This window comes from Devosia sp. YIM 151766 (assembly GCF_030285925.1).
In the GTDB taxonomy this organism is placed as follows: domain Bacteria; phylum Pseudomonadota; class Alphaproteobacteria; order Rhizobiales; family Devosiaceae; genus Devosia.
On record NZ_CP127251.1, the window covers coordinates 1,822,539 to 1,837,585 of the forward strand.

The following is a 15,047-nucleotide window of genomic DNA, read 5'->3' on the forward strand; positions in this document are numbered from 1 at the left end:
GTTTCAGACTTGCAGACAGGGCCATGCGTCCTTGCGGACTGGTTGAATGGATCACGCCCTCCTCTGCCCCGCTTTCGCGAGGCCGACAGACTCCCAACAGAGAATCCCGGGTGCGCCTATGGGCCGGAAGGCCGGAATAGGTGCGCGCGTCTTAGAGGGCCGGACGGGCCAAGTCAAGTATTCCGCCTATTTCTCGCCGGGCTCACGCACGGCCGGCTTGACCCGGTTCGGATTGGGGCGCTCGTGCCGGCGGTCTATGGAGGAAATGACCCCGCGCAGGGTGCGGATTTCCTGCGACGTGAAGCGGCCGCGGGTCAGCGCCGTGCGCAGATTGTTGATCACGCTCGGCCGCTTGTCGGGCGTGGTGAAAAACCCGCTTTGATCGAGAACGCCTTCCAGATGCTCGAACAGCCCGGCCAGTTCGCTCCGCGGCGCCGTTTCGTCTAGGCCACTGCCAAAGGGCAGCGCCCTGCCCTCGGCGCTGGTCCGGCGCCATTCATAGGACATCAGCAGCACCGCCTGGGCGATGTTGAGCGAGGCAAAGGCGGGCTCGACCGGCAGGGTGACGATGGCGTCGGCCAGGGCGACCTCGTGGTTGAGCAGCCCCCAGCGCTCCCGCCCGAACAACAGGCCGGCCCCATTCCCGCCCATTATCTGCGCAGCCATATTGGCCGAAGCCTCTTCCGGGCCGATCACTTCCTTTTGCATGTCGCGGGACCGCGCCGTGGTGGCGTAAACCAGCTTCAGGTCGCTTATGGCCTCTTCGAGCGTCGCGAAGACGCGGATGCGCTCCAGCACATGGTCGGCGCGCGAGGCGGCGGCAATGGCCTTTTCATTGGGCCAGCCATCGCGCGGGCGCACCAGACGCAGGTCCCAAAGCCCAAAATTGGCCATGGCGCGCGCCGCCGCGCCGATATTCTCGCCCAATTGCGGCTCACACAGGATGATCGCCGGCGAGGGCGCAAGAGTGACGGGAATTGAGCTGTCGGTGCCTGCCATGTGCCGCCCATTTCGGAAAACTGGGCGGCGGCATATCTCAATTGCCGGCGACGCGCAAATCGGGCCATTGCGCGCGAACCGGCAGATCGAGCACCTTGGCGCTGGGCCGCCATTCGCGATCGAGCAGCGCGAAATGCAGTTCCTCGTCCCATTCACCCTGGAACAGGGCATGTTCGCGATAATGGGCCTCGAGCCGCATGCCCAGATTCTTCATCAACCTGATCGAATGGCGGCTGCGCCCCCCGCAGCGCACCAAAATCCGGTGAACGCGAAAATGATCGAAGGCCAGGTCGAACATGGCCGTGATCGCTTCGGTGAGATAGCCCCGGCCGGCAAAGGCCGGGTCCATCAGAAAGCGGATTTCGCCCTGCCCGGACGTCGCATCCGCCCATTTGAGGCTGACCTGCCCGATCACGTCCCGATCGCTCTTGCTGACCATGGCCAGGGACAGCGTATCGCCCGGACGATGCAATTCAACCTGCTTGCGCATCAGGCTGACCGCCGCCGCCACATCTTCCGGATAGCGGGTCGGCCGCTCGACATAGCGCTGCACCGAAGGCAGGGTATGATAGCGCGCCACCGCCTCGCAATCGCTTTGCTTGAAGGGTCGCAGACGCAGATGTTCGGTTTCAATAGGCAGACGCAGCGACGGCATGATTCGACCTCCTCGACGGACGGGTGGCAGCCCTGATTCCAGAACGTCCGCCCGGTGGCGCAGTTCCTGAATCCTCAAGGAAAATAATACCCGCGACGGCCCCCGAACCGGGCCCTCAGATCGGCATGGATTGACGCCGCGCCAGCCATTCACGGCGCAGGATCGCATAGTAGAATTCCTCGTCCCATGCGCCCTTGAACAGGGCGTGCTCACGGAAATGTGCCTCCCGCCGCATGCCCAGACGCTCCATCAACCGCCAGGAGGCGACATTGCCGGCATCGCAGCGGGCATAGACCCGATGCAGGTCGGCATGGTGAAAGGCGAGGTCGAGAAGCCGCGACGACGCTTCGCTGGCATAGCCCTGCTTCTGATGGTCCGGATGGAAAATCCAGCCCAGCTCGCCCTGCCGCGCCTCGACGGAGCGCCAGATCAGCGACACTTCCCCCACCAGCACGGCATCATCCAATGTCTCGACCGCCAGGATGATCCTGTCATCCTCCTCGGCCAGCGCCAATTGATTGGTGCGCTGCTGAATGGCCAGAGCGCATTCGTCCCGGCTCAAGGGAGGATCGAACAGATAGCGCGCCACATCCTGGCGCCCGCGATAGGCGAAAACGGCATCGACATCACCCCGCGTGAACGGCCGCAGCCGCAGGCGTTCGGTCAGCAATGGATATTCGGGACGCAGAGCCATGGCGCGGCACTTTTGACGCTCGTCATGAGAAACGCAAGCCTGCCGCTTGCGCCCGGGCATTGACGCGTGTCAGCCTGCAGCCATGAAGGAAATGCCCGAAATCGAGCTGACCGCCACCTGCGATTGCGGCGCCGTGACCCTGGCGGTTCAGGGCCCGGTGGTCTCGATGTTCCAGTGCGGCTGCCAGAATTGTCAGAAAGTGTCGGGAAGCGGGCATTCCTCGGTATTCCTGATGGAATCCGACAATGTCCGCCCCACTGGCGCCACGAAATCCTTTGCTCGGCCAACGGATTCCGGGGCGGTCTTCACGCGGAACTTCTGCCCGGAATGCGGCACGACGATCTATGCGGAATCATCGCGGGCGCCGGCCTTTCGCCTCGTGCCCATCGGCTTGTTCGCCGGGCGGAACGACTGGTTCGCGCCCAACCAGCTCATCTTCGCCCGCAGCCACCCGGCCTGGGACCTGATCGAGGCGCAGCTGCCGCGCTACCAGACTTACCGCCCCGAGCAGCGGTAATAGGCAAAGGGCAAGGCCCCATGCCGAGCGCGGCTTTGCGCTTTTTTCCAGCGATGCTATACGGGCGGGCGAAATGGCCCCAAGCCGAAACACGCCGAAATCCGCACTTCATGGGAGTTTTTATATGAGCAAGATCAAGGTCGCCAACCCCGTCGTGGATCTCGATGGCGATGAAATGACCCGGATCATCTGGCAGGCGATCAAGGACAAGCTCATCCATCCCTATCTCGATCTGCCCATCGAATATTACGACCTGTCGGTGGAAAGCCGCGACGCCACCAACGACCAGATCACGGTCGACGCGGCCCACGCCATCCAGAAGCATGGCGTCGGCATCAAATGCGCCACCATTACCCCCGACGAGCAGCGCGTCGAGGAATTCAGCCTCAAGCAGATGTGGAAGTCGCCCAACGGCACCATCCGCAACATTCTGGGCGGCGTGATTTTCCGCGAGCCCATCATCTGCAAGAACGTGCCGCGCCTCGTGCCGGGCTGGACCCAGCCGATCATCGTCGGCCGCCATGCCTTTGGCGACCAATATCGCGCCACCGATTTCCGCTTCCCCGGCAAGGGCAAGCTGACCATGAAATTCGTGGGCGAAGACGGCACCGTGATCGAGCATGACGTGTTCGACGCGCCCTCCGCCGGCATCGCCATGGGCATGTACAACCTTGATGATTCCATCACCGACTTTGCCCGCGCCTCGATGAACTACGCCCTCAATCGTGGCGTGCCCTGCTATCTCTCCACCAAGAACACCATCCTCAAAGTCTATGACGGGCGCTTCAAGGACATCTTCCAGGAAATCTACGAGGCCGAGTTCAAGGAGCAGTTCGAGGCCAAGAAGATCTGGTACGAGCACCGCCTGATCGACGACATGGTGGCAGCCGCGCTCAAATGGTCCGGCGGCTATGTCTGGGCCTGTAAGAACTATGACGGCGACGTGCAGTCCGACACCGTGGCGCAGGGCTTCGGCTCGCTCGGCCTGATGACTTCGGTGCTGATGACCCCCGATGGCAAGGTCGTCGAGGCCGAAGCCGCCCATGGCACCGTGACCCGTCACTATCGCCAGCACCAGCAGGGCAAGGAAACCTCGACCAATTCCACCGCCTCGATCTTCGCCTGGACCCGTGGCCTGGCCCATCGCGCCAAGCTCGACGACAACGAGGCGCTGGCTCAGTTCGCCGCCACCCTCGAAAAGGTCACCGTCGACACCATCGAAGAAGGCAAGATGACCAAGGACCTCTCGCTCCTGGTCGGCCCCGATCAGCCCTGGCTGTCGACCCTGGGCTTCCTCGACGCCATCGACCTGAACCTGCAAAAGGCCATGGCGTAAGCCGCAGCCGACTTATAGTGCCAAGGGCCGGAGCATTGCTCCGGCCCTTTCCGTTTCAGGAACAGTTTTCCGCTGCGCTGTTCGGCCGTCCGCGTGACGTCCCGCCGCATTTTTAACAAACTGAACCCGATATCTCGCTCCTGCTTTCTGGGGGCGCTATTTTGAAACGTCTGATTCTGCTCGTCGTCGTGGCACTGGTGGCCGCGATCTATCTCTACAATGCCAGTTGGCGCGTCGGGCCCCCGGACGAGGCCGAATTGCGGTTGATAGCGCATCGCGGCGTGCACCAGACCTTTGACCGGGCCGATCTCGACAACGATACCTGCACCGCCGAGCGGATCGAGCAGCCGCGCCATAATATGCTGGAAAACACCCTGCCCTCCATGGCCGCGGCATTTGCCGCTGGCGCCGACATCGTCGAGCTGGACGTGCACCCCACCACCGACGGGCAATTTGCGGTGATGCATGACTGGACCGTCGATTGCCGCACCGAAGGCACCGGCGAAACGCGCGCCCATGCCATGGCCGACCTGAAGAAGCTGGATATCGGCTATGGCTATAGCGCCGACAATGGCCAGACCTTTCCGTTCCGTGGCCTGGGCATCGGGCAAATGCCCGAGCTCAAGGAGGTGCTTTCGGCCATGCCGGAGCGCCGTTTCCTCGTCAATTTCAAAAGCCGGGAAGCCCGGGAGGGCGACATGCTTGCCCAATTGCTGACCCGGCATCCCGAATGGCGCGGCGCCATCTGGGGCGCCTATGGAGGCGACGAACCCACCTATCGGGCCGACGCGCTGATCGAGGGGCTGCATGTCTGGTCGCGGCGCGGCCTCGTCGATTGCCTCGGTCAATATCTGGGCCTGGGCTGGACCGGCTATATCCCCGAAGCCTGCCGGAACACCCAGGTGATGCTTCCCATCAACGTGGCGCCCTGGCTCTGGGGCTGGCCCAACCTGTTGCAGGCGAGACTGCATGAGGCCGGGAGCGAAATCATCCTGCTCGGTCCGTTCGGAGCGGGAGATACGGGCACGGCGGGGATAGACGACCTTGAGACCCTGGCTTTGGTCCCGCCCGGTTTCGACGGCTATGTCTGGACCAACAGGATCGAATTGATCGGTCCGGCGCTGACGGGCAGGCCGCCGCCGGACCTTCCCGCCGCGCCGTAAACCGCCTAGAGCAGCGCCCGCACGGCGGCCAGCGCCTCCTCGGCCCTGGAGCCGTCGGGTCCGCCGCCCTGGGCCATGTCGGGCCGCCCGCCCCCGCCCTGTCCGCCCAAGGCCGCCGTCGCCGATTTGATCAGCGTACCGGCGCCATAGCGCTCGGTCAGGTCCTTGGTGACGCCGATGGCCACGGTGCCCTTGCCGTCCTCGCCCTTGAGCACGATGGTCACCACGCCCGAGCCGATGCGCTGCTTTTCCGCATCGACCACGGTTTTGATGTCCTTGGCGGCGACGCCCTCGACGACGCGGCCGACAAAGGTGACGCCATTGACGATCTCGCTGGCCTTGCCGCCTTCCCCGCCGCCGCCCAGCGCCAGTTTCTGCCGGGCATCGGCCAGGGCGCGTTCCGAACGCTTGAGCTGGTCCTGCAAAGCCTCGATCCGGTCGAGCACCTCGTGGGTGCCCGAGCGCAACAGGCTCGCGGCCGACGCCACGATATTGGTGCTGGCATTGCCGCGATGCCGGGCGGCATTGCCGGTCAGCGCCTCGATACGGCGAACCCCGGCGGCCACCGCGCCTTCGGCGACAACTGAAACGAGGCCGATATCGCCGGTGCGGCGCACATGGGTGCCGCCGCACAGCTCGACCGACCAGCCCAGCCCATTGCCATCGGGCTCGCCCATGGAAACGACGCGGACCTCATCGCCGTACTTTTCGCCGAACAGCGCCCGGGCGCCGGATTCCTTGGCCTCCTCGACGCCCATCAGCCGGGTTTCGACCGGACTGTTCTGCAATACGACATTATTGGCGATGTCCTCGACCGCGGCCAGTTCCTGCGGCGTCATCGGCTTGGTGTGGACGAAGTCGAAACGCAGGCGGTCGGCGGAGACCATCGAGCCTTTCTGCGCGACATGCTCGCCGAGCACCAGGCGCAGGGCCTCGTGCAGCAGATGCGTCGCCGAATGGTTGGAGCGGATCGCCGAGCGGCGGGCGTGATCGACCACCAGTTCGACGGCCTGGCCGATTCTGAGGCTGCCCTCACTGACCGTGACCTTGTGGGCGAAGACGCCGTGGAACTTGCTGGTATCCGAAACCGCGGCCGCCACGCCCTCGCCCCTGATGCTGCCCTGGTCGCCGACCTGGCCGCCGCTTTCGGCGTAGAACGGGGTCTGGTTGACCACCACCATGCCCTCCTGGCCGGCAGCGATGGTTTCCACCTCGACACCGTCGACCAGCAAGGCCGTGATCTCGGCTTCGGCAATCTCGGTTTCATAGCCGAGAAATTCGGTCGGGCCGAGCTTGTCCGCCAGGCCATACCACACCGCATCGGTGGCCGCTTCGCCCGAACCGGCCCAGTTCTTGCGGGCCTCGGCCTTTTGCTGGGCCATGGCGGCATCGAATCCGGCCTGGTCGACGCCGATATTGCGCGAGCGCAGGGCGTCCTGGGTCAGGTCGAGCGGGAAGCCATAAGTGTCGTAGAGCTTGAAGGCGGTCGCGCCATCGAGAATGGCGCCCTCGCCCAGTTCGGCGGTTTCGGCTTCGAGAATCTGCAGGCCACGGCCCAGCGTCTTGAGAAAACGCCCCTCTTCGAGCCGCACCGTTTCGGTGATCATCGCCTCGCCCCGGCTGAGTTCGGGATAGGCCTGGCCCATTTCCCGCACCAGCGTCGGCACCAGCTTGTGGATGACCGGCTCATTGGCGCCGAGCAGGGTCGCATGGCGCATGGCGCGGCGCATGATGCGGCGCAGCACATAGCCCCGGCCTTCATTGGAGGGCAGTACCCCCTCGGCGATGAGGAAGCTCATCGAGCGCAGATGGTCGGCAATGACGCGCAGGCTGCGATTGCCCGGCCCGTTCACATCGGCATTGGTGGCATTGGCGGCGGCGCCTATCAGCGCCTTGAACAGGTCGATATCGTAATTGTCATGCACGCCCTGCATGACGGCGGCAATGCGTTCCAGGCCCATACCGGTATCGATCGAGGGGCGCGGCAGCCCGCTGCGCGAGCCATCGGCATGCTGCTCGAACTGCATGAAGACCAGGTTCCAGATCTCGATCCAGCGGTCGCCATCCTCCTCCGGCGATCCCGGCGGGCCGCCCCAGATCTTGTCGCCGTGATCGTAGAAGATTTCCGAGCACGGCCCGCAGGGGCCGGTATCGCCCATCTGCCAGAAGTTCGACGCGGCGCCGAGGCGCACGATCCGGTCCTCGGACAGGCCGGCGATCTTCTTCCACAATTCAAGCGCTTCGTCATCGTCCTCATAGACGGTGACCATCAGCTTGTCCTTCGGCAGGCTCCAATCCTTGGTCAGCAGCGACCAGGCCAGTTCGATGGCCTGGGCCTTGAAATAATCGCCGAAGGAAAAATTGCCCAGCATCTCGAAAAAAGTGTGGTGACGCGCGGTGAAGCCGACATTGTCGAGATCATTGTGCTTGCCGCCGGCGCGCACGCATTTCTGCGCCGTGGTCGCGGTGGAATAGGGACGCTTTTCGACGCCGGTAAAGACATTCTTGAACTGCACCATGCCCGCATTGGTGAACATCAGCGTCGGGTCGTTGCGCGGCACGAGCGGGCTCGACGCCACTTCCTCGTGGCCATTGCGGGCGAAGTAGCCGGTAAAGCTCGAACGAAGATCGTTTACGCTGGTCATGCAGAGGCTTTCATGGCGAGCGGGCGAGACGACGCCCTTGAAGAAAAACGTGGCTTTTTATCGTGAGGGCGTCAGGTGTGTCCAGCCGCCGCCTGCGCTTAAAACACCGCAGCGCCTCCCGCCCCGCGACGTTAGCGTCATTCCGGCGCCTCGGCGGCCGATAATCGCCCCCAGAAACGGGTCGGACGCGGAGGGCGCGCCCTTTCCGGAGGAGCGGGGGGTTTTGGGACGGCCTCACGGCCCATAGTCCATATATGCAACACCCCGCCGCAGCCCGGCAGGACTACCATCAATGCCGCCCCTTCCCGGATCGTCACCCTCGCGCTTGACGCGAGGGCTTTTGCGGCAGACCCAACAAATACGGGCCCCTCGCGTCAAGCGCGAGGGTGACGGATGGGGTTTGGGACGGCCTCATGCCCACACTCCATATGCAAAAACCCCCGCCGGAGCGGGGGCAGATGCATGGGACCCTGGCAGGTCATTCGTCGCCGCTATCCTCGCTGCCGCCGCCGGCGACGAGCAGGACCTCGCCGAGCAGGCCAGAGCTTTCGCGGACGCCCTGTTCGATCGTATTGGCGATCTCGGGATTCTCCCGGAGGAATTGGCGGGCATTTTCCCGGCCTTGCCCCAGGCGCTGGCTCTCCCAGGAGAACCAGGCGCCGGATTTGTCGACAATGCCGGATTTGACGCCCAGATCGAGCAATTCGCCGGTCTTGGAAATGCCTTCGCCATACATGATATCGAATTCGACCTGGCGGAACGGCGGCGCCAGCTTGTTCTTGACCACCTTGACGCGGGTCTGGTTACCGACGATTTCCTCGCGATCCTTGAGCGCGCCGATGCGGCGGATGTCGAGGCGGACCGAGGCATAGAATTTCAGCGCATTGCCGCCCGTCGTGGTTTCGGGCGAGCCATACATGACGCCGATCTTCATGCGGATCTGGTTGATGAAGATGACGAGGCACTTGGACTTGGAAATGGACGAGGTCAGCTTGCGCATGGCCTGGCTCATCAGCCGCGCCTGCAGGCCCGGCAGGGAATCGCCCATTTCGCCTTCCAGTTCGGCGCGCGGCGTCAGCGCCGCCACCGAATCGACCACCAGCACGTCGATGGCCCCGGAACGCACCAGCGTATCGGTGATTTCGAGCGCCTGCTCGCCGGCATCGGGCTGGGAGATCAGCAGGTCATCGACATTGACGCCCAGCTTGCGGGCATAGATCGGGTCCAGGGCATGCTCGGCATCGACGAAGGCGCAGATGCCGCCGGCCTTCTGGGCCTCGGCGATGACATGCAGCGCCAGCGTGGTCTTGCCCGAGCTTTCCGGCCCGAAAATCTCGACGATGCGGCCCTTGGGCAGCCCGCCAATGCCCAGGGCGATATCGAGGCCCAGGGAACCGGTGGAAATCGATTCCACCTCGATCGAGGACGCCTCGCCCAGGCGCATGATCGAGCCCTTGCCGAAATTCCGTTCGATCTGGCTCAGCGCCGCGACGAGAGCCTTGTCCTTATCCATCGATCCACCTTCAACGACGCGAAGCGGCGAAGCTGCCATAATGCTGTCTCCTTATTTCACGCTCTCGAAGGTCACGCAACGAGAGGACCATTTAGTCGCTTGTGCAATTTCCGTGCTTTATTTGTTCTCATTTTGTTTCACCCCCGTCAAGAGACAAAAAGAGAACATTTGCACTTGGAGCCGGAAATCCATTGCCAACGCCGTACGCCGATTCTATGCGGCGGCGAACCGCCCATGCAAAAGTATGATTTTTAGCTGGACACTTTTGCCCGCTATGCGTTTTATGCCGCCATCCCCTGACGGGTTTCAGCCGAGGACCGCCCCATGCACTTGCTTCAATATCTGGACGACCAGCACAACCGCGCCGTCGGCGTGACGCTGAATGGCGAAACCCGCCGGGTGAACGGGGTCGCCAGCGTCTATGAACTGGTGCAGGCGGCGCTGACCGGCATTGGCGGGCTGCCATCGGCGGTCGAGGCACGCGGGCTGGGCCCGGCATTGGACAAGCTGGCGCTGGCCCGGGAAGGCCGGCTGCTGGCGCCGATCGACCATCCCGATCCGGCGCATCTGCATGTCACCGGCACCGGCCTGACCCATCTCGGCTCGGCCGCCACCCGCGACGCCATGCACAAGGCCAATGACGAAAAGCCGGATGCCGAGCTGACCGACAGCATGAAGATGTTCCGCATGGGCCTCGAAAACGGCAAGCCGGCGCCCGGCGAGCGGGGCGTGCAGCCGGAATGGTTCTACAAGGGCAATGGCCATATCGTCGCCAATCCCGGCCAGCCCATCCCCTCCCCCGCTTTCGCGCTCGACGCCGGTGAAGAACCGGAAATTGCCGGCATCTATGTCATCGGTCCCGATGGCCGGCCCTACCGGCTCGGCTTCGCCCTGGGCAACGAGTTTTCCGATCACGTGACCGAGCGGATCAATTATCTCTTCCTGGCACATTCCAAGCTGCGGTCCTGCTCCTTCGGCCCGGAATTGCTGGTCGGCGATCTGCCGCGCCATATCGAGGGCACTTCGCGCATCATCCGCGACGGCGAAATATTATGGCAAAAGCCGTTCCTCTCCGGCGAGGACAATATGAGCCACACCATCGCCAATCTCGAATATCACCACTTCAAATATGACCTGTTCTGCCAGCCCGGCGACGTGCATGTGCATATGTTCGGCACCGCCACGCTGAGCTTTGCCGATGGGATTTCCACCCGGCCCGACGATGTGTTCGAGATCGAGGAAAGCCAGTTCGGCCTGCCGCTGCGCAATCCGCTGCGGCTGGAAGCGGAAAAGCCGGTGAATATCGGGGCTTTGTACTGACGGCCCGGTCCCGACCCATCTTTACTCGAAACACCTGACATGTCAGTTATCCGCCAATATTGGGGAGGATGATATGGCTCCGCGCCGTTTCGAGAAACGCCGGGTCGGCCAGACCGATCTGGAAGTGACCACATTGGGTCTGGGCTGTGCCTCCCTGGCCGGGATTTTCAGCGCCGTTCCCGCCGAGCAGGCGCGGGCGACCATCGCCCATGCCCTCGATCTCGGCGTGGATTATGTCGATACCGCCCCCCAATACGGGCTTGGCCTCTCCGAGCATCTGGTCGGCGAGGCGCTGCGCGAGCGCGATAGGCGGCCGATCATCTCCACCAAGGTCGGCCGGCTGCTGCGGCCGGTGCCGCCCGGACAGGTGGGCAAAGGCAATTGGGCCCATCCCCTGCCCTTCAACCAGCATTATGATTATTCCTATGACGGGGTGATGCGTTCCTTCGAGGACAGCCTGCAACGGCTGGGGCTCGACCGGATCGACATCCTTTACGTTCACGATATCGGCGTCTACACCCATGGCGAAGCGGCCAACAAGTTGTTATGGGCGCAGCTCGAAAGCGGCGGTTACCGGGCCTTGCGCGAATTGCGCGACAGCGGCACGGTCAAGGCCATCGGGTTCGGCGTCAATGAATGGCCGGTATTGATGGACGCCTTGGCCCTGGGCGATTGGGACGTGTTTCAGCTGGCCGGGCGCTATACGCTGCTGGAGCAGACCTCGCTCGATCCCTTCCTCACCGCCTGTATCGCGCGCCAAGTCTCAGTGGTGATCGGCGGCCCGTTCAATTCCGGCGTCCTGGTGGGCGGCGACAAGTTCGATTATGCCAAGGCGCCCGAGGGCGTTTTCGCCAGGGTCCGGGCCATCGAGGCGGTGTGTCGGGATTTCGGCGTGCCGCTGCCGGCCGCCGCCCTGCAATTCCCCCTCAACCATCCGGCCGTCTGCAATGTCCTGCCCGGCCCGCGCTCGCCGCAGGAACTGGACGGCATTCTCGATTGGTGGGACGCCGATATCCCCGACGCGCTATGGACGGCGCTCGCCGACCAGGGCCTGCTGGCGCCGGGCACGCCGGTTCCGGGCGGCATGGTCTGAGGGCGATTGTTAATTGAGGTCCAGGGCGTAAGCCTTGAGGATTTCAAGCGGAATGAGTTCCAGCACCTGCTGATTGGTGGCGCGCAGATAGAGGCGCGGCGCCTTGCCCGCCGCATGGGCCTGGGCCCAGCGTCCGGCGACCAGGCACCAGCGATTGCCGGCAACCAGGCCGGGAAAGGCGAATTCCGGGCGCGGCGTCGAAAGATCGTTCCCCACGCTGGCCGAATAGGCCAGGAATTCGTCGCTCGCCTCGATACAGACCAGATGCACCGCCGCATTGTCCGCTCCCGCCGCGCAATAGCCCGTGCGGAAGAAACCGGTCAGCGGATTGTTCGAGCAGGGCTGCAACGGCTCGCCCAGCACGTTGAACTCGACAGGCCCCTCGAAGCGCGGATGGACATTCACGGCACGTCTCCTGCGGGTGGCGGCACAGTCCGCGCCCTCTATCGCTCCTTGTCCAGCCGCTGCAGCACTTCCTTGACCTTGGAATTGATCTGGTCGAGCGAATAGGGCTTGGGCAGGAAATCGACGCTCTGGTCGTCCTCGATATCGCGGCGCACGCTTTCCTCGGCATAGCCGGAAACGAAGATGATCTTGAGGTCCTTCATTTTTTCGCGGATCACCTTGAGCATGGTCGGACCGTCCATTTCCGGCATCACCACGTCGGAAATGATCAGGTCGACCTGGTAATCGAGCTCCTCAAGCACTTCCAGCGCCTCTTCGCCGCCTTCGGCCTCGAAGACCTCGTAGCCGGTGGCCTTGAGGGCGCGCGCCGAGAAGGCGCGGACGCTTTCCTCGTCTTCGACCAGCAGGATGCGCTCGTGCCCGGTGAGGTCCTTGGCCGGCGCCGCGGCGATGGCGGCCTTGGCGGCGCTCTCCTCGGCCGTGGGCACATAGCGCGGCAGGAAGATCTTGAAGGTCGTGCCGACCCCGACCGTCGAGACCGGATAGATATAGCCCTCGGTCTGCTTGACGATGCCATAGACCGTCGACAGCCCCAATCCGGTGCCCTTGCCCAGTTCCTTGGTGGTGAAGAAGGGCTCGAAAATCTTGTCCAGCACCTCCTGGCTCATGCCGGTGCCGCTATCCTCGACATCGATCAGCACGTAATCGGCCGGCGCGATGCCGTCGAACTTCATGCCGGCGATCTCCGCCTCGCTGACATTGCCGGTGCGGATGGTGATCGCCCCGCCATTGGGCATGGCGTCGCGGGCATTGACCACCAGATTGATGATCACCTGTTCGAGCTGCACCACATCGGCGCGGACCGGCCAGATATTGCGGCCATGATCGACCGACAGCGTATTCTTCTCGCCGATCATGCGCTTGAGCAGCACCGTCAGGTCGTCGACGATCAGCGGCAGTTCCAGCACTTGCGGACGCAGGGTCTGGCGGCGGGAAAAGGCCAATAGCTGGCGGGTCAGCCCGGCGGCGCGATTGGCGTTCTGCTTGATCTGCATGAGCTCGTTGAACGAGGGGTCGCCCGGCTTGTGCTTGAGCAGGAGCAGGTCCGAAAAACCGATGATCGCGGTCAGCAGATTGTTGAAATCGTGGGCGACGCCGCCGGCCAATTGCCCCACTGCCTGCATCTTCTGGCTCTGGGCGAACTGCGCCTCCAGCTTGCGCTGGTCGGTCATGTCCAGCGCATAGACATTGACCTGCTCGGGCGAGCCGGCGCTGATCTCGGAGGCGGAAATATAGAGCCGCACGGCATGGTCGCCCTCGACGCTGAGCAGCGCATCGACGGGCTCGACCTCGGAATGCTGGGCGATGGCGGCCGCCAATGCCCGGTCGAGCTTGTCGCGGCTGGCTTCGCCGACCAGATCGTGCAGCGGCTGCAATTCGAGGCTCTTGACCTCGCCCGACCATCTGAAAATGCGCCCGAACGGCGCATTGGTGCGCACGATGCGCCCCTCCCCGTCCAGCGTGGCAATGGCGAAAGGCGTATCGTTGAAAAAGCGCGAGAAGCGCACTTCGGCGGCGCGCAATTCTTCTTCGCTGTCCGGGGCGCTCGACATGTCGAGCACCAGCGTCCGCGTTTCGCCCAATTCGCCATCGGCCAGGCGGGCGGCGCGATGCAGCAGCCGCACCGGCAGCGCCGTGCCATTGCGGCGCACCAGATCGATATCGATGATCTCGGTGCGGATTTCCCCGTCCCCGCGCCCCCGCATCAACAGCGAGGCGCCATCCCCGCGGACGATATCCCGCAATTCGAGCTGGCCGGAATTGAACTCGGCCAGGTCGTAGCCGAGCCAGTCGGCCAGGGTCGAATTGAGATATTGAATACGACCATGCGCATCGGCGGAGAAGAAGCCGGACGGTGAATGGTCGAGATAATCGATGGCCCGCTGCAAATCGCGGAACGCCGTTTCATTGTTCTCGCGGTCCCGGGTGATATCCTCGATCGACCAGGCGGCCAGCGCCTTGCGCGCATCGTCCGTCTGCGGCAGCGGCCGCACGGAGACGCGATACCAGAATACCCGCCCCGCCTCGGCCTGCGATCCGCCCAGCCCGCCAGGCACCCGGATATCCTCGATGGCGTTGCGCCCGTCCTTGGCGGCCCGCGACAGGCGGTAAATGGCCTCGCTGGCATCGGCATAGCCGGCGAACAGGCGCGGCACACCGACCGGAACGCCATTGTTCACCGCCCCGGCGAAATTGCCGTAATGCTGGTTCACATAGAAAATCTTGCCGTCCCGATCGGCGATCACCGCGCCGAATGGCAGGCTGTCCACCACGGCATGGCTGACGGTCCGCCGTTCCTCGGTCGAGGCGAAGCGGAAAAGGCCCGCGACCAGCCCGAACAGGAAGAACACGCCGGCCACCGCCAGCATGCCCACAAAGGCCATGACCAGTTCCGACGGGATCTGCTCGCCGAACAGCGAGAAGCCCACCGCCACCAGCACCAGGAACACGCCGAGCAGGACCACGCGCCAGATGCCGACGCCCGCCCGGGCTCCGTCCAGAACCGGTTCGGGATAGCTGTCCTCGCCGAGCGGCGTCAATGCCATGGTCAATTGCTCCAGCAGGCGGGTGCGTCCCGAATCGGGACCGTGGAAAAGGTCTAGCAAATGCGCCGCCCGCAGGGGAGGGTGAAGCGTCTTTTAACATG

12 protein-coding genes are annotated in these 15,047 nt (G+C 63.8%); 5 read left to right on the forward strand and 7 right to left on the reverse strand.

All coding sequences use genetic code 11. From position 1 onward, the window contains the following. Nucleotides 1-186: 186 nt before the first annotated feature. The 3 genes from O9Z70_RS08975 to O9Z70_RS08985 all read right to left on the reverse strand — a co-directional run bounded on the left by O9Z70_RS08975 (nt 187) and on the right by O9Z70_RS08985 (nt 2,348). Nucleotides 187-999: an RNA methyltransferase gene (locus O9Z70_RS08975; RefSeq protein ID WP_286018481.1), complete on the reverse strand. Its 813-nt coding sequence runs from the start codon at nt 997-999 to the stop codon at nt 187-189. Between the two features lie 37 nt (nt 1,000-1,036). After that, nucleotides 1,037-1,654 (reverse strand): GNAT family N-acetyltransferase, encoded by a 618-nt coding sequence (locus O9Z70_RS08980; protein WP_286018482.1) that lies wholly within the window; start codon nt 1,652-1,654, stop codon nt 1,037-1,039. Nucleotides 1,655-1,769: 115 nt separating this feature from the next. After that, complete coding sequence (locus O9Z70_RS08985; protein WP_286018483.1) at nt 1,770-2,348, reverse strand: GNAT family N-acetyltransferase; 579 nt, start codon at nt 2,346-2,348, stop codon at nt 1,770-1,772. Between the two features lie 91 nt (nt 2,349-2,439). On the opposite strand from O9Z70_RS08985, the gene O9Z70_RS08990 reads away from it, so the two are divergent. The 3 genes from O9Z70_RS08990 to O9Z70_RS09000 all read left to right on the forward strand — a co-directional run bounded on the left by O9Z70_RS08990 (nt 2,440) and on the right by O9Z70_RS09000 (nt 5,364). Further along, nucleotides 2,440-2,865 (forward strand): GFA family protein, encoded by a 426-nt coding sequence (locus O9Z70_RS08990; protein WP_286018484.1) that lies wholly within the window; start codon nt 2,440-2,442, stop codon nt 2,863-2,865. Nucleotides 2,866-2,989: 124 nt separating this feature from the next. After that, nucleotides 2,990-4,201 carry an NADP-dependent isocitrate dehydrogenase gene (locus O9Z70_RS08995; protein ID WP_286018485.1) on the forward strand — a complete coding sequence of 404 codons (1,212 nt, stop codon included), beginning with the start codon at nt 2,990-2,992 and terminating at the stop codon, nt 4,199-4,201. Between the two features lie 161 nt (nt 4,202-4,362). Further along, nucleotides 4,363-5,364: a glycerophosphodiester phosphodiesterase family protein gene (locus O9Z70_RS09000; RefSeq protein WP_286018486.1), complete on the forward strand. Its 1,002-nt coding sequence runs from the start codon at nt 4,363-4,365 to the stop codon at nt 5,362-5,364. Nucleotides 5,365-5,369: 5 nt separating this feature from the next. Here the strand turns inward: O9Z70_RS09000 and alaS are convergent, their stop codons facing one another. Next, nucleotides 5,370-8,009 (reverse strand): alanine--tRNA ligase, encoded by a 2,640-nt coding sequence (gene alaS, locus O9Z70_RS09005; protein WP_286018487.1) that lies wholly within the window; start codon nt 8,007-8,009, stop codon nt 5,370-5,372. 478 nt (nt 8,010-8,487) lie between these two features. After that, complete coding sequence (gene recA, locus O9Z70_RS09010; protein ID WP_286018488.1) at nt 8,488-9,561, reverse strand: recombinase RecA; 1,074 nt, start codon at nt 9,559-9,561, stop codon at nt 8,488-8,490. Nucleotides 9,562-9,846: 285 nt separating this feature from the next. Between recA and araD1 the strand changes: the two genes are divergently transcribed. Together araD1 and O9Z70_RS09020 are read left to right on the forward strand one after the other, a co-directional pair. Further along, the gene (araD1, locus tag O9Z70_RS09015) at nt 9,847-10,842 is read left to right on the forward strand and encodes an AraD1 family protein (RefSeq protein WP_286018489.1); all 996 of its coding nucleotides are present in this window, start codon (nt 9,847-9,849) and stop codon (nt 10,840-10,842) included. Between the two features lie 73 nt (nt 10,843-10,915). Next, a complete protein-coding gene (locus O9Z70_RS09020; RefSeq protein WP_286018490.1) occupies nt 10,916-11,935 on the forward strand; it encodes an aldo/keto reductase in 1,020 nt (339 codons plus the stop codon). 9 nt (nt 11,936-11,944) lie between these two features. Here the strand turns inward: O9Z70_RS09020 and O9Z70_RS09025 are convergent, their stop codons facing one another. Together O9Z70_RS09025 and cckA are read right to left on the reverse strand one after the other, a co-directional pair. After that, the gene (locus tag O9Z70_RS09025) at nt 11,945-12,340 is read right to left on the reverse strand and encodes a DUF2237 family protein (protein ID WP_286018491.1); all 396 of its coding nucleotides are present in this window, start codon (nt 12,338-12,340) and stop codon (nt 11,945-11,947) included. 38 nt (nt 12,341-12,378) lie between these two features. Next, nucleotides 12,379-15,006 (reverse strand): cell cycle histidine kinase CckA, encoded by a 2,628-nt coding sequence (gene cckA, locus O9Z70_RS09030; protein ID WP_286018492.1) that lies wholly within the window; start codon nt 15,004-15,006, stop codon nt 12,379-12,381. Nucleotides 15,007-15,047: the final 41 nt, after the last annotated feature.